The organism is Scopulibacillus darangshiensis (assembly GCF_004341035.1).
In the GTDB taxonomy this organism is placed as follows: domain Bacteria; phylum Bacillota; class Bacilli; order Bacillales; family Sporolactobacillaceae; genus Scopulibacillus; species Scopulibacillus darangshiensis.
The window spans coordinates 209,563-231,010 of record NZ_SLXK01000002.1; the positions used below are offsets into that span (position 1 = coordinate 209,563).

Annotated in this window: 18 protein-coding genes and 1 pseudogene; 6 read left to right on the forward strand and 13 right to left on the reverse strand. The window is 43.3% G+C overall.

Going from position 1 to position 21,448, the window contains the following annotated elements; translation table 11 throughout:
• Positions 1 to 13: 13 nt before the first annotated feature.
• The 3 genes from EV207_RS02825 to EV207_RS02835 are packed head-to-tail and all read right to left on the reverse strand — an operon-like array spanning position 14 to position 2,625.
• Entirely contained in the window at positions 14 to 682 is a 669-nt protein-coding gene (locus tag EV207_RS02825) for a CoA transferase subunit B (RefSeq protein WP_132743599.1), read from the reverse strand.
• Positions 683 to 720: 38 nt separating this feature from the next.
• Positions 721 to 1,410, reverse strand: coding sequence for a CoA transferase subunit A (locus EV207_RS02830; protein ID WP_132743416.1), 690 nt, complete (start codon positions 1,408 to 1,410; stop codon positions 721 to 723).
• 21 nt (positions 1,411 to 1,431) lie between these two features.
• Entirely contained in the window at positions 1,432 to 2,625 is a 1,194-nt protein-coding gene (locus EV207_RS02835) for an acetyl-CoA C-acetyltransferase (protein WP_132743418.1), read from the reverse strand.
• A gap of 185 nt (positions 2,626 to 2,810) precedes the next feature.
• Here EV207_RS02835 and EV207_RS02840 point away from each other — a divergent pair, with 185 nt between their 5' ends.
• The 5 genes and pseudogenes from EV207_RS02840 to deoD all read left to right on the forward strand — a co-directional run bounded on the left by EV207_RS02840 (position 2,811) and on the right by deoD (position 6,769).
• Entirely contained in the window at positions 2,811 to 3,719 is a 909-nt protein-coding gene (locus EV207_RS02840; protein WP_132743420.1) for a hydroxymethylglutaryl-CoA lyase, read from the forward strand.
• 162 nt (positions 3,720 to 3,881) lie between these two features.
• Complete coding sequence (locus EV207_RS02845; RefSeq protein WP_132743422.1) at positions 3,882 to 4,202, forward strand: thioredoxin family protein; 321 nt, start codon at positions 3,882 to 3,884, stop codon at positions 4,200 to 4,202.
• Positions 4,203 to 4,335: 133 nt separating this feature from the next.
• A complete protein-coding gene (locus tag EV207_RS02850; protein ID WP_132743424.1) occupies positions 4,336 to 4,671 on the forward strand; it encodes a YolD-like family protein in 336 nt (111 codons plus the stop codon).
• A gap of 90 nt (positions 4,672 to 4,761) precedes the next feature.
• A pseudogene (locus tag EV207_RS02855) lies at positions 4,762 to 5,975 on the forward strand (MFS transporter).
• Positions 5,976 to 6,061: 86 nt separating this feature from the next.
• Positions 6,062 to 6,769, forward strand: coding sequence for a purine-nucleoside phosphorylase (deoD, locus tag EV207_RS02860; RefSeq protein ID WP_132743427.1), 708 nt, complete (start codon positions 6,062 to 6,064; stop codon positions 6,767 to 6,769).
• Between the two features lie 39 nt (positions 6,770 to 6,808).
• On the opposite strand, the gene EV207_RS02865 is transcribed toward deoD, so the two are convergent.
• From EV207_RS02865 to EV207_RS02905, 9 genes are all read right to left on the reverse strand, one after another.
• Entirely contained in the window at positions 6,809 to 7,567 is a 759-nt protein-coding gene (locus EV207_RS02865) for a TrmB family transcriptional regulator (protein ID WP_132743429.1), read from the reverse strand.
• Positions 7,568 to 7,635: 68 nt separating this feature from the next.
• Entirely contained in the window at positions 7,636 to 9,672 is a 2,037-nt protein-coding gene (locus tag EV207_RS02870) for a YhgE/Pip domain-containing protein (RefSeq protein ID WP_132743431.1), read from the reverse strand.
• A 130-nt stretch (positions 9,673 to 9,802) separates the two neighbouring features.
• Positions 9,803 to 10,894 (reverse strand): AI-2E family transporter, encoded by a 1,092-nt coding sequence (locus EV207_RS02875; RefSeq protein ID WP_132743433.1) that lies wholly within the window; start codon positions 10,892 to 10,894, stop codon positions 9,803 to 9,805.
• An 812-nt stretch (positions 10,895 to 11,706) separates the two neighbouring features.
• A complete protein-coding gene (locus EV207_RS02880) occupies positions 11,707 to 12,525 on the reverse strand; it encodes a carbohydrate ABC transporter permease (protein WP_132743435.1) in 819 nt (272 codons plus the stop codon).
• Positions 12,526 to 13,506 carry a carbohydrate ABC transporter permease gene (locus tag EV207_RS02885; protein ID WP_424511338.1) on the reverse strand — a complete coding sequence of 327 codons (981 nt, stop codon included), beginning with the start codon at positions 13,504 to 13,506 and terminating at the stop codon, positions 12,526 to 12,528.
• A 69-nt stretch (positions 13,507 to 13,575) separates the two neighbouring features.
• A complete protein-coding gene (locus tag EV207_RS02890; protein ID WP_132743437.1) occupies positions 13,576 to 14,850 on the reverse strand; it encodes an ABC transporter substrate-binding protein in 1,275 nt (424 codons plus the stop codon).
• A 151-nt stretch (positions 14,851 to 15,001) separates the two neighbouring features.
• Positions 15,002 to 16,555, reverse strand: a complete 1,554-nt coding sequence (locus tag EV207_RS02895; protein WP_132743439.1) for a helix-turn-helix domain-containing protein — start codon at positions 16,553 to 16,555, stop codon at positions 15,002 to 15,004.
• Positions 16,548 to 17,993 (reverse strand): sensor histidine kinase, encoded by a 1,446-nt coding sequence (locus EV207_RS02900; protein WP_132743441.1) that lies wholly within the window; start codon positions 17,991 to 17,993, stop codon positions 16,548 to 16,550. The genes EV207_RS02895 and EV207_RS02900 overlap by 8 nt, the downstream gene beginning before the upstream one ends.
• Positions 17,986 to 18,981 carry a sugar-binding protein gene (locus EV207_RS02905; RefSeq protein WP_132743443.1) on the reverse strand — a complete coding sequence of 332 codons (996 nt, stop codon included), beginning with the start codon at positions 18,979 to 18,981 and terminating at the stop codon, positions 17,986 to 17,988. The genes EV207_RS02900 and EV207_RS02905 overlap by 8 nt, the downstream gene beginning before the upstream one ends.
• Before the next feature lie 156 nt (positions 18,982 to 19,137).
• On the opposite strand from EV207_RS02905, the gene EV207_RS02910 reads away from it, so the two are divergent.
• The gene (locus EV207_RS02910) at positions 19,138 to 20,331 is read left to right on the forward strand and encodes an MFS transporter (RefSeq protein WP_132743445.1); all 1,194 of its coding nucleotides are present in this window, start codon (positions 19,138 to 19,140) and stop codon (positions 20,329 to 20,331) included.
• 39 nt (positions 20,332 to 20,370) lie between these two features.
• Here EV207_RS02910 and glsA read toward each other — a convergent pair whose 3' ends face one another.
• On the reverse strand, positions 20,371 to 21,300 hold the full coding sequence (glsA, locus tag EV207_RS02915; protein WP_132743447.1) for a glutaminase A: 930 nt from the start codon (positions 21,298 to 21,300) through the stop codon (positions 20,371 to 20,373).
• Positions 21,301 to 21,448: the final 148 nt, after the last annotated feature.

Consider the following 21,448-nt stretch of genomic DNA (forward strand, 5'->3'; position numbering starts at 1 on the left):
TAATCCTTAATGTTTAAAAAGCATCAAGAGCAACATCGTCAGGGATGATTAGTTCAGGCTCTGTTGATTGGATCACCTCTTCAACAGTGCAGCCTTTTGCGACTTCGGCAAGTTTAAGTCCTTGTTCAGTCACGTCAATCACGGCCCGGTCTGTAATAATCCGGTTAACGACACCTTTCCCAGTCAGCGGCAAGGAGCATTTATTTAGGATTTTGGGGGCACCGTTCTTATTGACATGATCCATGATGACAATAATTCTTTTGGCGCCGTGCACAAGGTCCATGGCACCTCCCATACCTTTAATCATTTTGCCTGGAATCATCCAATTTGCTAAATCGCCCTTAGCGGATATCTCCATACCCCCGAGAATGGCCAAATTGATGTGCCCGCCCCGGATCATGGCGAAAGATTCCGCACTGCTAAAATAAGCCGCCCCTTTGGTTGCTGTGACGGTTTCTTTGCCCGCATTAATCAAGTCCGGATCAACCTCATTCTTTTCCGGAAAAGGGCCGATGCCAAGCAACCCGTTTTCTGATTGCAGAACAACTTCTTTATTATCGGAAATGTAGTTGGCCACCATTGTTGGCATACCAATGCCGAGATTCACATAATAACCATCTTTTATTTCCTTTTCCGCCCGGCGTGCAATGCGTTCGCGTTTTTTGGCTTTATCTTCTACCATAACCATCTTAAAAACAACCTCCCTTTATAAATATACTGTTATTGACTGACGGTCAGACGTTCAATCCGTTTTTCCTGCTCACCTTTAACCAATTTCTGAACATAAATGCTTGGTGTATGAATAAGGTCCGGTTCCAGCTCACCTGTCTCAAACAGCTCTTCAACTTCCGCAATAGTGACTTTCCCCGCTGTGGCAATCATTGGGTTAAAGTTGCGTGCTGTCTTGTTATAAATGAGATTCCCCATCTTATCGCCCTTTGCCGCGCGGACCAGACTAAAATCAGCGGTCATGCCATACTCAAGAAGGTACTCTTTGCCATCAAAACTTCTTACTTCCCGCCCCTCGGCTAATGGTGTTCCAACGGCAGCCGGGGTATAGAACGCCGGGATGCCTGCACCGCCGGCTCTAATCCGCTCTGCCAAAGTTCCTTGAGGAATTAACTCAACCTCAAGCTCCCCCGCCAGGACCTGTCTTTCAAACTCCTTATTTTCACCAACATAGGAGCCGACCATTTTCTTTATTTGTTTGTTCCTCAGTAAAAGGCCGAGCCCCCAGTCATCGACACCGCAGTTGTTTGAAACGACAGTGAGATCCTTGACTCCTGATGCTGCGAGTGCTTTTATTAAATTTTCTGGTATACCGACAAGCCCGAAGCCCCCGACCATGAGTGTAGCTCCGTCCTTAATGTCTTTAATCGCATCTTCAAAACTATTGCATATTGTTTTCATTTATTCTGCTCCTCTCCTCGGTTATACTTCTTCTCGTTCAACAATCGTCGCAACACCTTGTCCGCCGCCGATGCACAATGTTGCTAAGCCATATGTGACGCCGCGCCGGTTCATTTCATGCAGAAGAGTGACGAGGATTCTGGCCCCGCTCGCACCGATTGGATGACCGAGTGCAATGGCCCCGCCGTTAACATTTAAAATGGATGGATCAATTTCAAGCTCCTTGCCGACTGCTAATGACTGGGCCGCGAAGGCTTCATTGGCTTCGATAAGCTGCAAATCAGCCATTGATAAGCCGCTTTTTTCCAACGCTTTTTTTACCGCCGGCACTGGACCGATCCCCATCACACTTGGATCAACAGCACCGTTGCTATTAGCTTTAATTACCGCAAGCGGCTTGAGACCTGCTTCCTCTGCTTTTTTCCTGCTCATAAGCACGAACGCCGCTGCTCCGTCGTTAATTCCTGAAGCATTCCCTGCCGTGACACTGCCTTCCTTTTTAAATGCGGCGCGCAGTTTGCCAAGTCCCTCTGCAGTTGTTCCTTTTCTTGGATGTTCGTCAACTTTAAACACAACTGGATCACCTTTTCTTTGTGGAATGGTGACCGGGACGATCTCATCTTCAAAGACGCCTTCTTCAATTGCTTTAACTGCTTTTTGCTGACTGACAGCCGCAAAAGCATCTTGTTCTTCTCTTGTTAATTCATAGCGGTCACAAAGGTTTTCTGCAGTGACACCCATATGATAATCGTTAAAGGCGCACCAAAGGCCATCTTTGATCATGCTGTCAATCAGTTTGCCATCACCCATCCGATATCCCGAACGCGCTTTATCAAGTAAGTAAGGTGCCTGGGTCATATTCTCCATACCGCCGGCAACGATTAGGTCAGCGTCACCAAGCATGATGGCTTGAGAAGCGAGATGAACCGCTTTAAGTCCGGATCCGCAAACCTTATTGATCGTCATCGCCGGGACTGTTTCAGGCAGCCCCGCCTGAATGGAAGCCTGACGTGCCGGATTTTGCCCAAGACCGGCTTGAAGGACATTTCCCATAATGACTTCATCGACCTCTTCTTTATTAGCCCCGGCCCTCCCCAGTGCTTCTTCAATCACAATGGCTCCGAGCTTGGGTGCAGCTACGTCCGCAAGTGATCCGTTAAATTGACCAATCGCTGTTCTTACAGCGCTGACAATAACAACATCATTATTTGCCATGAATAGTCCTCCTTTATAGAAATAAAACGCTTACACCTATTATGATACTAAAAAAAATATTATTTTTCATTTTAATTTAAAAATATTAAAATGAAAGGTCCTTGAATTGTGATTTCATTTGCGAACCGATAAAATAGAACTGTATGTATTTATATTTGGTAAACTGCCCATAAGGAGGAACCGAAATGTCGCTGCCCAAAGAAGTTACGATGATTGAAGTTGGTCCGCGCGATGGCCTGCAAAATGAAAAAAGCTTGATTCCGACCGAAGTAAAAATCGCATTCATTAATGCTTTAAAGGATGCTGGTCTTAAAGAAATGGAACTGACCTCTTTTGTTTCACCCAAATGGGTTCCGCAAATGAAGGATGCCGAAGCTGTTTTAGAACACTGCTTGGATAAGCGCCGTAATTTTGTCCTCGCACCAAACCAAAAGGGTGTGGAGCGATTTTATCAATCAGGGGCGGGTCACATCGCTGTGTTTGTTGGTGTGTCCGATTCCTTTAACAAGAAAAATATTAATAAAACCACGGAAGAAAGCATGATCGAGTTAAAGCCTTTGATCCGGGATTTAAAAGAAAACGGCAAATTTGTCCGCGCCTGCATTTCAACAGCTTTCTTTTGCCCCTATGAAGGAAAAGTTTCTATAGAGGATACGGTAAAGCTTTGTGAAACATTTGCGGCATACGGGGTTGATGAACTGAGTGTTGCCGATACGGTCGGCATGGCTAACCCGAAGCATGTTCACGAGCTATTTACAGTCCTTAAGCCGTCTCTTCCTGAAAGCGTTCTCTTGACCGGCCACTTTCATAATACCCGCGGGATGGCTCTTGCTAATATCTATGCGAGTCTTGAAGCCGGCATCAGCCGTTTCGACAGCTCGGCAGGCGGACTCGGCGGCTGCCCGTTCGCACCGGGGGCAAGCGGGAATGTTGCGACTGAAGATGTGCTCTTCATGCTTGCGGAAATGGAAATTGAGACAGGGGTAAATATTGAGAAAGTTGTGAGTGCTGTGGATCTTGTGGCCCCATATATGTCAAGACCGCTGGACAGCAAAATCTATCATTTGCGCGAAAATATTAAACAGAAGGGTTAACTTATTAAGGACAAAAAAGCATCATTGCAGCCTGTGCCGGAGCAGCGGTGGCCAGCTCTTCAAATCCCGGGGATCTTAAATCAGGAAATTTTTATCATGATTCATTTTTTGCTATGATGGGATTATAAAGGATAGCATAATCTCGAAAGGAAGATGACCAAGATGAAATCAATTGAAACAAATGAAGCTTTTGAACAAGCAATAAATAGCTCTGATCCGATTGTAGTCAAATTTGAGGCTGGCTGGTGCCCTGACTGCAAACGCCTCGACATGTTCATCGATGATATTATTAAGGATTATAAATTTGAATGGTTTGATGTTAACCGTGACAACTTTCCCGAGCTTGCCGAAAAATATGAAGTCATGGGCATCCCAAGCCTGCTAGTATTCCAAAATGGCGAGAAGAAAGGGCACCTGCACAGCGCCAATGCCAAAACACCCGAAGATGTCCGCGGGTATCTAGATGGTGTTGAAAGTAAATAATCACAAGCCAAAAGGAGCTCCCTTAATCGGGGAGCTTTTTCAATTGCCTGGAAAAGTTTAACGTTGCATAAAATGTTTTGGTTGGCATAAAATAAGAACATACATTCCCAAAACATTTAAAGAAGGTGACGACATGGTACAGGATCGGGGTTCGATCAAGTGGGTTTCCCTCATGCTTCCAGAGCATGTGAAAATGCTTAGAGATTGGCAGGACGAAGAGGAGCATCCGCGTGCCGTACAGCCGGCGCTTGATGAGCAAAAGAATGAGGAGCTCAATCTCGCTGTGTATGAGGCCCTCCATCACGATTTAGCTGTCCGTTTCACCTATATTGAACACGGCGCTTACAAAGCGCTGAAAGGACAGATTCAAACCATTAACGAAGTAACCCGCCAATTGAAAATCATCGATGCCGCAGATCGAAAGCACCTGCTGAAAATAGACGCCATTCTTGATATCTCTTTTGATTAATTAGGATGAGGCACCTCCCCTTTAGCGGAGGTGTTTTTAAATAAATTTTTTAACCCCTTGTCTCATTTTTAACATTAGGTTACTATTATAGTGGTAACTATAAAAAGAGATTTGGAGGTGCTGACTTGAATTTTAGAGTTTACATCCTGGCGATTGCCTCCTTTGTGGCAGGGACTGTCGAGCTTATTATCGGCGGTGTTTTAGATCTCGTATCTAATGATTTGCACGTATCCATAAGTGCAGCTGGCCAGCTGATCACAGTCTATTCTCTCGTCTTTGCACTGGCTGCACCGACGCTCTTGGCTGTAACATCTAAGTTCGAACGCAAGAAACTTTATATTTGTACATTATTTGTTTTCCTGATTGGGAATATTCTGGCCGCGGTAAGTCCAACATACACCTGGTTGATGGCAGCAAGGATCCTTACCGCGGCAAGCGGCTCCCTCGTTGTCGTTCTGTCATTGACAATGGCGGCGGCTGTGACAACACCAGCGTATAGAGGGCGTGCTATTGGGATTATTTTTATGGGAATCAGCGGATCACTGGTATTAGGTGTGCCAATTGGCATGGTGCTTGGTGCTAACTTTGGCTGGCAGGCTCCTTTTATATTGATCTCCGTCCTTACAGTCATTTCAATCATCGGTGTCTCGTTCTTTTTATCAAAGATACCGCCAAAACCGGCTGTGCCGTTGGGACAACAGCTGGCAACGCTTAAAAACAAGAAAATCTTAAGCGCACAAATGATTTCCTTTTTCATGTTGACCGGTCATATGACGCTTTATGCTTACTTTACACCCTATCTGAAAAACGTGATGGGTTTGAACGGCGTATTGGTCAGCTTGTTCTATTTTATCTTTGGGGTTGCTGCTGTTATGGGCGGCGGGGTTGGCGGCTGGGCCAGTGATAAATTTGGTACGGCCAGAAGCATTTTATCCATCGTCGCATGCTTTGGCGTTGCATTGGTCCTTCTGCCCCTGACAGCCCAGTCGATTTATATTTTTACGATAGTCATGATTCTTTGGAGCATGTTGAGCTGGGCAATCTCCCCTGCACAGCAAAATTACCTTATCCAGGCAGCTCCTGAAACATCCGATATCCAGATGGGGCTGAATACAACCGCTATTCACCTCGGCATTGCATTAGGATCGGCGATTGGCGGCATTGTTGTCGAAAGCTATTCAGTGCATTATAATGCTTGGGTCGGAAGTGCTTTTGTTCTGTTAGCGTTTTTCTGTGCCGTTTTTTCCCTTACAAGGCCCTCAGCTGCAGAACCCGCCGCTGATCAAGAGCTTCAAGCGAATTGATTTTACCTGCAAACAATGTGTAATATGAGTATTGTTTGATATTCTATTTAAAATAAATATCAAAAGATCAATGAGGAGGAATATTAATGAGTGTGCATATTGGTGCCAAAAAAGGCGACATAGCTGAAACAATTTTATTGCCAGGTGATCCGCTCAGGGCAAAATACATTGCGGAAACGTTTTTGGAAGATGTGACATGTTACAATAACGTTCGCGGAATGTTAGGGTTTACTGGAACATATAAGGGTAAGCGGATCTCCGTGCAAGGTACCGGCATGGGCGTTCCTTCCATTTCAATTTATGTTAATGAATTGATTCGTGAATATGGTGTGAAAAATCTTATCCGGGTCGGCACCTGCGGGGGCATTCAAGATGATGTGAAAGTCCGTGATGTCATTTTGGCAATGACGTCTTGTACAGACTCCAACTCAAACCGCCAAACGTTTCCCGGCTTTGACTTCTCACCTTGTGCCAATTTCGATTTGCTGAAAAAAGCTTATGATACTGGAGCGGAAAAAGGCTTGCAAGTTCGTGTCGGCAACGTTCTGACATCAGACGTTTTTTACCGTGACAGCATGGATATCGTCAAGAAACTCGGAAGCTACGGTGTATTAGCGGTTGAGATGGAAACGACAGCCCTATATACTCTTGCGGCGAAATATGGTGTTAACGCGCTGACCATTCTTACCGTCAGCGACCACATCTTTACCGGCGAAGAAACATCCGCTGAAGAACGTCAGACAACCTTCAATGACATGATTGTGATGGCGCTAGAAGCATCAACGAAAAAATAATGGCAAACACAAAAGGAACCGCCCACGGCGGTTCCTTTTTTAGTATTTAAGCTTCATAAGGATTTGCTTAATCTCTTCATCATTCATAAAGAGATCATAATATTTTGATGTTATTGTCGCTAAGGCGACATCATGATAGAAAAATTCGGTGAAAAACTTCACGAAGGACGGGGATTTGGTCATCATTGCTTGCCAAGACTGATTTTCGAGCCCGGTAAAAATGATTTCCAGATCATCAATAATGATGAGCTGAAACCTCTCTAATGCATCATGTTGTTCATTAGGAATAAGTTTATGACAATTTTTAAGCGAGGTGCTGATCTCCCCTACAACTAATGTTTCAATAAACAACCCTTCGCTTTCCTTTTCCTCCAGCAGTTGTTGGTATTCAATAAAGTCATCGTTCCATGCCGACAGCCGAATTGATTTTTCCGCATGTTCAATAAGCTGCTTGCATTGCGCGCGGATCGATGTATCCACCTTCAAGCTCCAAACCCGGTCATCAGCAAAGGATCTTTTGACTGTCTCGGCTTTTAATTTTTCAATGTCTGACTGAAACTCTTTAGTTAGCTTCTCAACCACTAGATTCAGCGGCAACGCGGCATACACCTTTTTCTTATCGGATACCGAGTCCATCACCATCCCTTTATCAGTGAGCCGGGCTAATACCTCGTAGATCTTCGCTTTCGGCACACCCGAATGCCTGACAATCATCGTGGTATCCAACGGTTCGATACTTGATGCCAAAACCTCATACACTTGACTTTCATATTGTGAAAAACCAAACTTTTGCAGCATGTTTCCTCCCGCATTGATTTGTTGCTAATCTACTCACATTGTACCATGTTAACAAAGGACAGGACATTCTAATGGATTAGCCGGCCTTCCCTTACTCTTTTCACAAAATGGCTGCTGAGCCGGTTGATCCCTTTCTTTAAAGCCAGACCAATAACGAGTGCAATCACAGCAAAAACAAGCATCGCTATTAAATCTCTCTGGACGATATCCCGCAGAATCCCTCCAACCGCTTCCCGCATCAGGCTAATCGCATAGGTAAATGGCAGAAAGGGACTGATCGCCTGGAAAAATGGCGGAAGAACTTGAATGGGAAAAGTCCCGCCCGAGCCTGAAATCTGGAGGACGAGCAGTACAATTGCCAAAGCTTTTCCGATATTCCCAAAAACGGAGACAAAAGTATAGACAATAAGCATGAAAACGGCACTGATGAGAAGGCTAAACAGCACAAACCATAATTTATCAGCCGCGTACACTTTCAAAATAAAAATATCGCCTAATGTCACAACCGCGGATTGTAATAATGCGATCGTTAGAAAAGTTAAGAACCGGCCAAAATAAATATGATAGCTCTTATATCTAAAATCCCCGTCAGGCACCTCAACGGTCATTAGAGAAACAAGCAAGAGGGCACCAACCCACAGTGCCAATGTTGTATAAAACGGTGACATAGCTGAGCCATAGTTAGGAATGGGATACAGCTTGTGTTCTTTTAATTTAACCGGGCGGGCGAAAAATTCACTTTCCTCTTTATAGTTGTTTTTCAATAGGTTAATGACGTCTTGGATATTAGTCTTGGATTCAAAGGTTCTGATCTTATCAGCCAAATCGTTTATCTTAGCCTCGGCAGCAGGCAGGCTTTGCTTGATCGACAGCAGGTCCTCTTTTCCAATGCTAAGCCCCTTTGCGGCATCATTCAATACCTTTTGGACGTCTGGAATGTTGTTATTACCATTATTAAGGATTGACCTTGCGTTTTCGGCATCCCGCTTCGCTTTTCCAATTACCTCTTCCACTTTTGGCTTAATATCTTGATCATAGCGATTCAACATATTGGAGAGAATTCTTTCCGCTTCTTTTGGGCGTTCCTGTTGCAAATCGCTTTTGACTTGTTTTAGATTCCCAATTTCAGCAGAAAAAAGATTCCTGTTACTCAAATGATTAAGACGTTCGAACAGGTGAATGAGGCTGTCATCTAAGGGCATGGCCATCTGGATGCGTTGTAACGCCTGTTCTGCTGACGCGGGGTTAAGGCTGGCATTTTGAACGGCCGCCGCTGTTTCCCGCAGTGACTCGAGATCTTGCTTAATATTCGGTGACATTTTGTTCATCACTTTATTGCTTTTGTTCAGAACATCATTAATTTTCTCTGTTAGGCGCTGACCGTCTTTGGCCATTTCTTCTACAATAGGTAGATTGCGTTGCGCCTGATTGACAATGTTTTGTGACTTATTGACATCGGTAAGTGCTGTGTTAACAGCGTTCTTAATATTGGGGAAACTTTTTTCAAGTCTGAAAATCAACTCTTCGACCTTCTCTATCGTGGGAAGTTCCTTTTCTAATTCAATTCCGAGCTCATTAAATAGCTTGAAAATCACGCCATTGGCTGTTTTAACAAAATTCGAACCAACTTCTTCGACAATGCCTGATGCCCCTTTGGATGTGATCTTGGGAGCAACGGCATTGATTTTTTCATTGACTGTATAAATGATCTCGGGCTTTGTTGGCTCACCCGTTACAACTGTTCCAATTTTACGGGAGAAATCCTCTGGGATCACAACGCTAGCATAATAATCACCATGTTTGACGCCTTCGACAGCTTGGCTTTCATTAACAAATGTCCAGCCCATCTTTTTGTTTGTTTTCAGCGAAGCAACGATTTTCTCTCCGATATTGATCTCTTTGCCGCGAAGCGTTGTTCCTTTATCTTTGTTAACCACGGCAATGGCGATCCCTTGTGTGTTGCCATAGGGATCCCAAGACGCTTTAATATTAAACCACGCGTAAAGTGAAGGCAGAATGATTAAGCCAATAATGATGACCATAGCCGCCGGGTTCGTTGTATTCCTCTTAAGATCTTGCTGATATATAGAAAAAATAGCTTTCATAACAAGGCCCCCCAGCAAAAGACTTATATTCCGGTCAGATGTTTCAGGTTTATTATTTTATATTGTCAAGCAAATCATACTGGAAAAGAAAAAGCAGCTGGCACCCTTAATGGTGCTAACTGCTTTTCTTTTAATCCGTAATGCCTTTGTTATATCGAAGTCTGATCAGTTTGTACGTCCGCGTGATGATCACCTTTGCGACAGCATAGGTTGGGATTGCAAGGATCATACCGATTATTCCGGCCAGGTTTCCCGCGACGAGCAAGATAAATATGATTGTAAGCGGGTGGATATCAAGCTTTTTCCCCATGACCTGCGGAGAAATAATATTGCTTTCGATTTGCTGTACAATCAAAACCCCCACAATCACCCAGAGCGCCATAAGCGGTGACTGAATAAATCCGACGATAACGCCGGGCGCTGTCCCGATAAAGGGGCCGATGAAAGGAATAACATTGGTAAACAAAATGGCTAAGGCTAGAATCAAAGGATAGTCAAGGCCGATAATCTGGTACCATATGTAGATGAAGACCCCGTCAAACAGGCTAACAAGCATTTGCCCCTGTATATAGCCGCTTAATGCCTCATCCATGTCACCCAAGATTAATTTCCCCTCATCCTGGTGTTCTTTAGGAAGAAACCTTAGGATGGAGCCTGGCAATTTCTCGCCATCCTTTAACATATAAAAAAGAATGAACGGAACGGTCACAATTATAATGACAATGCCTGTGATCGATTGGATAATCGTCAGCACATTATTTCCGATTGAGGCGGTGATATTGCCAATCGAATGGGAAAATCGGTTCGTGATATCGGTGTAAGATATCTTATCCAGTTGAAACCGATCAAACAGGTTGCTGTTTTGAAAGTCCTTAAGCTGCTGGCCAAGATCTTTAATTAATCCGGGCATAGCATTAGCTAAAGCAACAAACTGTTTGTTAATGGCAGGTCCAATACCTAGCACAATGACTGTGATAAGACCAATGACAATAAGGTAAAGGAGCAATATTGCAATGATCCGCGGGACTTTTACTTTAACCAATAATCTAACAACTGGGCGCAGAATATAATAAAGGACGCCTGCGACTAACACCGGTGCGGCCAATGTCGTGATTAAGATGCCTATAGGCCTGAAAACGAAAGAAATTTTTGACCCAATCATAATAACTGTGAAAATAAGCAGAATCCAAACAGCAAATCTAAAATATTTTGATCTCGGCATATAAGCTCCCCTATCTCTCATAAAATCCTAATTTTGATTATATAACATATGCGCCTTTTTGACATGCCATTTCTAAATAATTTTACCAGTTTGACATCCTTATGTCATAAAGAAAACTTGGCTTATCGCCAAACCGTAATGGCGAAAGCCTTAGTTGCGACGCACAGGACGTGCTATTACTGGCGTTGTAACAGGATGTTACGCCTTTAGACAGTGCGCTTATACTTTACTCCGCTTTTTCGCTTTAGCGAAGTTAAACATTCTTAAAGTGCAAAAAAAAGGAAGGGCCCTTAGCCCCTGAAGGCACTGAAAATCATTCGAATTTTTAAGATAACCGTATTGATTTCATAATTACTTTTAAACAGAAAAATAGAGAAGCAAAATGCCAGTTTTTTTTCGTAAAAAAATTTATGTTGTTTCGTTATTATAGGCGGAAATACACTCGCTTTCCGCGGGCGATTTTGAAAGCATCGGAACCACCCACTTCAGTTAGATACCTTCGTTATAAATTAAAAAATGCAGAAACCCTCATTAATTGTGAGTGGTTCTGCATTTTTTTGTCTTTCTTTGAATGACATGCACCGTCGGCAATAAAGTTGATTGGAGCGGAAGGTGCGAGACTCCTGCGGGACAGGTGAGACCCCGCAGACGCTAGAGCGTCGAGGAGGCTCACCGCCCGCCGCGCGGAAAGCGAGCATCCTGGAGCGTAGATCAACGACTCACTTTCTAAGATAGCACAAAGATTGTGAAACAGCTTTTTTTAAAGGGACTTTCCCAGTGCCCTCTTAGCCCTTCCCCGTTTTTTATATAACCTATCCTTTTACAGAACCTGCTAGAAGCCCCCGGATAAAGTATTTTCCCAGCAGGATATAAACTAATAGAGTCGGCAAGGCCGCTAAGATGGCACCGGCCATTTGAATATTCCAATGAACCACTTGACTCCCGGCGAGATTCTGGAGTGCAACCATAATCGGCTGCTGATCGGTTGTTGTAATGGTCACAGCAAACAAAAATTCATTCCAGATATTTGTGAATTGCCAGATTGCCACAACGACAAAGCCTGTAATGGATAAGGGCATGATAATATGGCGATAAATTTTAAGGAATCCGGCCCCGTCCATTTGCGCCGATTCAAGCAAAGAATCTGGAATATTAGCATAGAAATTCCGGAACATAAGGGTTGTAACGGGGATACCGTATACGACATGGACAAAAATCAGTCCGGGAATACTATTATACAATCCGATAGATCTAAGAAATTGAATCAGCGGGATGAGAATACTCTGATATGGGATGAACATGCCAAATAAAATCATGGTGAAAATCCAATCTGCTCCTCTGAATTTCCATTTTGACAGAACATAACCGTTTAAAGATCCCAAAAGGGCAGAGATTAGTGTAGCGGGAATCACTAAGTAAAAGGTATTCAACAGATTTGGCAGCAATTTGTCAAAAGCCTCAGCATAGCTTTGAAAGTTAAGCGACGAGGGCAATGCCCACATGTGCTCAAGCGAAACATCATCAAACGGTTTAAGGCTTGTGATGACCATCACGTATGGCGGAATAAGAAAGCAAAGCGACAAGGCGATCAGGATGATATATATCGTGCCGCGTGACACTGCTTTTGCCATCTATTGTTCCCCCTTCCTGCTATGGATGAGATAGGGCACAATGAAAATCGCTACCGATAGAAGCATAATGATGGCAATCGCCCCGCCTTCTGCGTAATTATGGCTGCGGAAGGTTGTCTCAAACATGTAGACGCCAGGCATATCCGTGACAAAATTCGCCCCAGACCCTGTCATCGCGTAGATTAAATCAAATATTTTTAAAGAAATATGGGCCATGATGATAATGACACTCAGTGTAATCGGCCGCAGCATAGGCAAAATGATCTTCCTGTAAATTTGAAATTCTGAAGCCCCATCCATACGTGCCGCTTCCTTCAATTCTTCGGGAATTCCCCGTAATCCCGCAAGGTACATCGCCAATGAAAAACCGGTCATTTGCCAGACTGCAGCAATGACGACTGCAATTAATGCAATAGGGATGCCTCCGGTTACCTTTCCGATTTCTATACCCGGCCAAATTGTTGTATCCGTATACCATTTTAGATCCCATCCTAATTTATCAAATAATAAATTGACACCTGACGAGGGATTCAATACCCAGCGCCAAACAACTCCCGTCACGATAAAAGATAAGGCCATTGGGAACAAAAAAATATTTCTGAACAGGGATTCCGCTTTTATTTTCTTGTCAATCATAACAGCAAGACATTGACCTAATAAGGCAACCACGGCAATAAATAATATTGTAAAAATGAGTGTGTTTCTTAAATCTGACTGGAAACGGAAATTTTGAAACAGTGTCAAATAATTTTCCAGTCCCGCAAATGACAAATCAGGCAATATGGCGTGCCATTTACTCAATGAAACATACCCCGTCCATCCAATAAATCCGTAAACAAAAACAGCCACTGCGACAATGGAGGGCAATAAAAAAGAAATGGCCAAAAGCCGATCGGTGGACCTTATTTTTTTGCGTTTTGGTCGAGTTTTTGGGTTTGGCTGTGTCCGGGCTGGTGTGTTCTGCAGGTTTGCTTCCGCCAAGTAAGTTCCCTCCTTATAAGATTAATTAGGAAAAGGGGAATCTCTCCCCTTTTCCATTAAATATTATCGTTATTTCTTCAACTCACTGCTGGCGTCTTTTAATGACTGAATGAACTGATCAACATTTTTTTGCGTGACAAATATGTTGACCGCCTGGTTTACCTTTGTCAAATAGGATTCAGGTGCCGCAGAACCATGTGCAAGGCTTGGTGTTAGAGCATCACTCTTAAAGTCTTTCATCGCGTCTTTGCTGTAATCGTCATATTTGGATGGATCAGCATCGGTTCGAGCCGGTATCGAACCTTTTAAAGGATTAAAAGCGTCTTGCCCTTCGACGGAACCCAGAACAGTTAGGAATTTCTTAACATCACCTTCATTTTTAACCCCTTTAGGCAATCCAAAGGTATCTGTGATAACCATAAAATCCCCATCTGATTCAGGTGTTTCAATCCAGCCATAGTCTTTATTCGGTTTAAGGTTCAAGCTTGTGTAATACCCTGCAGCCCAGTCGCCCATGACATTCATGGCAGCTTTTCCGTCAGCCACAAGTTGCGAAGCATCCTGCCATGCTCTGGAGCTGTGGTCATCGTTAATATAACCCAGCATTTTTTTGAAGATTTCTGCCGATTCCTTTACCTCCGGCGAATCAAAAGGTTCGCCGCCAGTCCATAATGCTTTGTATTTATCTGGACCAAGCTTTCCTAATAAAATGTTCTCAAACAGCATTGTTGCCGGCCAAATTTCTTTGTCACCTAATGCAAGGGGTGTAATGCCCTTGGCCTTTAATTTGTCTGCCACTTTAAAAAAGTCATCAAATGTTTTTGGTGCTTCCAAATGGTTATCCTCAAAAATTTTCTTGTTATAAAATAAAACATTGCCGCGGTGAATATCAACGGGTATCGCATAGATCTTGCTGTCTTTACTGACCATGTTAATGAGTTCTTTAGGAAATTTATCATCCCAGCCATTCTTTTTATATAAGTCATTGAGCGGCTGCATTTTATCCGAGTTCACCCATGCCATCAACTCAGCTCCGCCGTGAACCTGGAAGGTTGACGGTGGATCACCGCCTTGCATTCTTGTCGCAAGAACGGCTTTGGCATTCGTGCCTGCCCCTCCGGCAACCGCCGCATTATTCACCTTGAGGTCAGGCTGTTTCTTCTCAAATACCTTTATTAAAGCCTTCAACCCGTCTGCTTCTCCGCCTGCAGTCCACCAACTGAAGATTTCAAGTTTACCTGACTTGTCCTTATCCGATGATCCCCCTGAAGTCGAACTGCATGCTGATAAAATCATTGAGAAAGTTAAAAGAATAGCTGCGAAAATGCCCCACTTTTTTTTCATTTTGACCCTCCCTTAAATAGTTGTAACCGCTGTCATTATTAAATTAGCAAATATTTCTTTGAAAATAGCTGGCATTATCTTCACTATTTTGCGAATACCTTCATTATTTTGCTTTAACTTAAAAAACGTCCCATAAAAAGGGACGTTTCCATCAAGAATAGTTTTTTTGCTTTTGTGTACGATACTCTTTTGGCGACATCCCTTCGTTTTTTTTAAATACACGGCTGAAGTAATTAGGATCTTTATATCCAACTTGGTAGGCTATTTCTTTTAAGCTCAAGCGGGTATAGCAAAGCAATTCCTTTGCCCTTTTGATACGTACAGATGTGACATAATCAATAAATGTTATGCTGAAATGTTCTTTAAATAATTTGCTGAAATAATATGGACTGATGCCGACGCGGCTTGCGATATCTTCCAAAGCCATAGGACTTGCGTAGTTTGTATTGATATATTTTTTGGCTTCCGACATCTGTCCAAGAGCACCGTGACGCCTCCAGGCTGACAATTGATCGATCACTTTATAAAGCTCAGCTCGTCCCTGCTCCCTTAATTCTATGGGTGTTTCCGCACCTCTTAAGATAGACGGCTTTAAAAGACTTATCCCTAATTCCTTCGATACAGCGGTGACGATTATAAATAATTCCTTTATATTTTTTCTCATAACCTCTACATTGCCTTCAGCCATCATGTTAAGATGTTTGAAATAATGCTCAAAAGCCTTAGGAACCTGTTCAAAAGTTCCCAGTTTGATGGCATCAATCAACCGTTGCTCAGAATGGTACAATGTGTCTGTTTCCCGGATTTCCTTGTCCATCCCGGGCTCGAAAAGGATGGTTCTTCTATTAATATTCGTATGCCCCAATGCGGTTAAAGCCTCTTGATGTGATCTCAGGAAGTGTGTGACATCATAGGCAACCCTGCCGACCCCTGAACGGATACTGCCAGATTGAAAAGCCTCGGAAAACATCCTGTTCACCTTCTCCATTAACCCTGCCACGGCGAGAGCGCCTGCTTCTGTTTCGACCGGGATGAAAACCGGAATCTGCATCCCTGATAAAGGACCGGTTAACCCATTGCAGAGCTCTTTCATCGTTCTTTTAAGCCAGCGATAGCGGCTGATTTTATCCCCGGCACTGTCATCAAGTTCAAACACGACGGCATAAGAATTTGCAAGATGAACGTCAATGGCTGGGCCAAGTTCTGCAATATTAATCTCTTGAGTATGATTTAATAATAGCGTGGTTACCCACTCAGACTGGACAAAGGAGAGCGTCTTATTAAAGCGGTTGTGCAAATCGGTTTGCGCCTGCAACGTTTGTTGTTCAGATTCAATCTCATTAATGACCCTCAGTATTGTTTCTACCGTTTCGTTAATGCGTGCGGGTTTCAGCAAATACTCCTTAACCCCTTCTTTCATGACGTTCCGGGCATAATCAAACGTGTCAAAAGCGGAAATCATGATGAATTTAGCTTTTGATCCTCGAGATTTCATTTCCCTTAACGCCGCAATGCCATCCATGCCAGGCATCTTAATATCCAATAAAACAATGTCAGGAAGATGCGTCATAGCAAGCTCCATGGCCCTGTGGCCATTATCCGCCTCACCCACGACGACAGCCTGATCACTGAGATTTTCTTTTATCATCTTATAAAGCGCTTTTCGTTCGATTTCTTCGTCATCAGCTATAAGAATTTTATACATGACTCATCTTTCTCCTTTCACTTAATGGCAGTGATAGAATGATCCTTGTTCCCTTTTTCCCATTAGAATGAATGTTTAGCAGGTTGTTTTCTTTATAAAATAAATCTAATCTCCGTATCACATTATTTAGACCAAGACCCGTTGAATGGCTTTTATTGTTTGGCCTGTCTGATTGGTTTTCCTTTTTATAAATCCTATCAATGGTCTGCTTACTCATTCCCACACCATTATCAGCAATGTCGATCAGCAGCCGGCCCGCCATCTGACGAATCACGAGCTCGATCTTGCCCTGACCTTCATAAGGTTCTATGCCATGAATAAAGGCGTTCTCGACAATAGGCTGGAGAATCATGCCTGGGACGTAATGATCTAGACAATCTGGCGCAACATCCATTTCCAACACCAAGCGGTCACCAAACCTGGTTGCAAGAATGAAAAAGTAATCTTTAATAATCTTAACTTCTTTAGAGAGCATAACCGGTTCATCAAGATTCCCTAAATTGTGCCGAAAAAGAGCAGCTGTTGCCGCAATCAACTCGCTCGTTTTATCCGCTCCTTCCAAATAGGCGGTTTTGGAAACCACATTTAATGTATTGAATAGAAAATGGGGATTCATTTGGTTTTGGAGGCTTTTTAATTCCATCTCTTTTAACAAACGGTCAAGTTCTGATTTCTCTTTGATCTCTTCAACAAGTCTTTGTGTGTTGTTTTTCATATGATTAAACGTGTCTGTCAAAAAGCGAAACTCATCCCTGGTCTCAACAACAACATCATCACCATCAAACTTCCCTTTCGCAATGTCCTTAGCAGCAGCTTCCAACCGTCTAATCGGGCGTGACATGCCACCCGAAAACCAAATTGTAAAAAGCGTACAAAAAAGAAGCGTTGTGATAAAAATAGAGATGCCCATATATTCGAAATACCTGTTCTTTTGGTTCATAGTATGGTAAAACCTCTGATAATCGGTTAGTTCACTATTAATCAGCGCTAATGTTGTGTCTTTAATGAATCCTGCAATTTTGCCTGATTCCGCCAGATGCTCTGAATAAAGATTGATGTTTCCTTCTCTGAATGCGTGAATGGCCATCGCGCATTCATTTATAAAACTATTAATCATATGCCGATAATTTGTTAGCATTAAATGGTTGTTGTCATGATTAATGAGTATAAGACGTTCTTGATTATCTAAAAGCTCGTGATGGGACTCTTGGTATGTTTCAAAAAGCTTCGGAGAATGGTCAACAAAATAAGATTGCAGCTCTTGATAGGCATCTTCAGTATTTTGTGAGATTTTATTTAAAAGGAAAAAACGCTGCAGCAGAAGATTGTATTGTTCCATCGACTTTTGGCTGCTGTAATAGAGATAGCCCCCCACACCATTTAAAAGTAAAACAAGGACCATGATAAAAATAAACAGCTTTGTTCTCATTTTAATCATTGCCCCGTCCGCCTTTTTCACTCATAATATCTGCCTTTTTTATAACGGTTGTTTCTGTATAAAGAATTTTGGGCGGATCATGATGGTGCAGCAATTGCACCATGGTTTGAACACTTTTATGTCCCATTGCATAAGGCTTTTGCTTTACCGTCGCGTCAATGACCCCTTTCCCCAGCAAGTTCAATGTTTCTGGCAGGGCATCAAAGGATATTATGTAGAGATCCTTAGCTTTCCCAAACTTTTCGGCTACGGCCGCGATCCCAAGCCCGTCAAGTGCGCTTGTCCCATAAAAAGCGGTGATATCCGGATGCTTCTGGAACATTTCATATGTCTTCTCAGCCGCCTGAATCCTAGAGATATTCGATGATTTAACGCCGGCAATTTTTATCCCTGACTGTTTGGACACAGCATCTTGGAAACCTTTGACTCTCAGCTTTTCGTTCGGATTATAGTTTCCGGTAATAATCCCGACGACAGCATGTCCATTCGTGCCTTTGATAAGGGTTTGGCCCGCCAAGTATCCGGCCAGATAATTATCGCTCCCAATATAGGTACTCCTCTCACTGTCAGGGGCATCGGTGTCAATCGTAATAACAGGGATTCCAGCTCTCTTAGCACGGTGAATCGCGTCTTTAAATGCTGGTTTATCAATACCTTGTGTGATGATTCCGTCGACCTTTGACGCAATCGCCTTCTCTATAATTTTGATTTGTTCATCTGTATTTGTTTGCACCGGCCCTATATATTCTATCGCTGCCCCTGCATGTCTGCCTGCATCTGCCGCCCCTTTTTTTAGGGAACGCCAGTAAGGGTTATCCATTTCTTCAGGGATCAATATAAAATGGTAAACTGGCTCTTTGATGTCCTTTTCATTGGCCAAAACAACATTTGTATGAAGCGTTTTCAGAAAGAAATAAATTGACATGCCAAAAGATGCCGCAAATCCAAGTAACAATAAACCGAAGAATATCCTATGGTATTTTTTCATCCCTAACCGTCCCCTTTTTATCCCTTTGGAATAATATTAACAAATTTCTGATAACGGGGCTAAAAGTTTTTAAGCTTAGCATTTTGGGAAAGCTTGTGCAGTGCGCTATAATAAGTTGGAACTTACATAAGCCATACAGAAAAGGTTGAACGACTAATGGAAGCTGTCATCAAACAAAAAAAGCAAGTTAAAGCAAAGAAAGCACTTTATAGCCTTGGAACGACACATTTTATTAATGATCTGATGACCACTGGGGTTGTCCCGGCGCTTTTGCCTCTCTACAAACATGCCTTTGATTTATCTTATACACAGGCCGGGGCTATTCTGATGATTTCATCGATCACATCTTCCGTCATGCAGCCGGTATTCGGTATGTTTACTGATAAAAGACCGAAGACATGGTTTTTGCCGCTCGGGATCTTTTTGACTGGACTTGGGCTAGCTGCATCAGGATATATGCCATCGTTTCCGCTTCTATTAGTGGCGATCGCCATTTCCGGGCTCGGTTCGGGGATCTTTCATCCTGAAGCATCTAGAGGGGCACACTTGGCTGCTGGTAATGCCAAAGGGACGGCACAGGCTATTTTCCAAGTTGGCGGGAACTTTGGACAGGCGGCTGGACCGCTTATGATGCCTTTTTTCTTGCTCGCCACCGGTCTTAATGGTGTCGGCTGGTTTGCCCTGCTTGGGTTACTAGGCTCCTTCGTTATCTTTAATATTCTTCCGTGGTACCGATCGAGTCTTGCTGAAAGCCAATCAAAAAAGAAAGCGAGGCGCGGTCAGCGCTATATTCCGGGCTTGATCGGGCTGACGGTCGTTGTAGTCCTCAGGTCGTGGACACAAATCGGTGTTGCGGCATTCTTGCCTTTTTTCTACCTGCAGCAGGACATACCCCTTAAGTTAGGGGATTTTTACACGTTTCTATTTCTAGGCGCTGGTGCGGTTGGCACGTTTCTTGGCGGCAAATTTTCGGACTTTATCAGTCATAAATGGCTTTTGTTCGGCTCGATGTTCTTAACGATCCCATTCGCTTGGATCCTGCCGCATGTTTCGGGAGTAATCTCAATTATTGTCTTGCTATTGTTCGGCTTTTTTGTCCTGTCATCCTTTGCCGTCACAGTCGTCTATGGACAAATGATGCTGCCTAATAATGTGGGCCTCGCTTCAGGGCTTATGATTGGTTTGGGTGTTGGAGCCGGCGGAATCGGAGCGACGTTCATGGGCTGGATTTCGGACCACTATGGCGTCGATCTTGTCTTTGATCTTTTTGTCGTGATCCCTGTCATAGCCACGATCATTACGCTTTTCCTCCCGAGTGAAAAGAAGCTCCTTTCTCGAACGGGAGCATAGTTTAAAGGCGCCCCTTTATTGGGAGCGCCTTTTTAATGATCAAAATATACTTAATTCATATCTTGCTGAAAGCATTTCCAGCAATTTAATGCCAGCGATACTGTTCCCAATATCATCAAGTGACGGCCCATATATCCCCACGCCAAATTTATTTGGAAAAGCGCTTATGATCCCGCCTGATACGCCGCTTTTCGATGGAATGCCAACTTTAATGGCGAATTCACCCGACGCATTGTACATCCCGCACGTTGACATAAATGTTTTCACAATCCTGGCAATTTGTTTTGGCAAAATAATACGGCCGCTTTGCGGATCCTTGCCGTTATTTGCTATGACGAGTCCTATTCTCGCGAGATCATGACAGTTCACCTCAATGGCGCATTGCTTCGTATAAAGATCCATTAATTCCTCAACATCACCGGTAATCACATCATGTTGCTTCATAAAGTAACATAAGGCTCGGTTCAAGTCTGCTGTCTTATATTCCGAGGTGGCTACTTCTTCCGAGTAACGAATCGACGAATTTTCCGTCATATCATGGATCAGTGCAAGCAGCCGGCCGAGTCTTTCATGAACTGTACTGCCGTGAATCATATTCGTCACTGCAAGCGCACCCGCGTTAATCATCGGATTCAATGGTCTGGAAGGAACGGATTCCTCAAGTTTGGCAATGGAGTTGAACGGATCTCCTGTAGGTTCCATGCCGACTTTGGAAAAGACGTATTCCACCCCATGATCCATAATCACCAGTGCTAATGTTAATATTTTTGATATACTTTGCAAAGTAAAGGTCTTTTCGACATCACCCGCTGATAAGCATTTTCCGTCGAGATGATGGATTGCTATGGATAAATCCTTTGGATCGGCTTTGCCGAGAGCTGGGATATAATCGGCGACCTTGCCATCAGAAGTATATGGCCTCGCTCGTTCAACAAGCTCTTCAAGCTCAGTAGACGTTTCACAATACATCAAAAATCACTCCAAGCGTCGTTTCTTAGTCTGTAGTTTGCATCAAAGAGCCTAATTATATAGTATTCCCAGCGATGTTTCAATCCTGCGTCCAGGACGAAGAATTCTCGACTTCACTTCAGATATTTAAATACCATGTTTCAACATT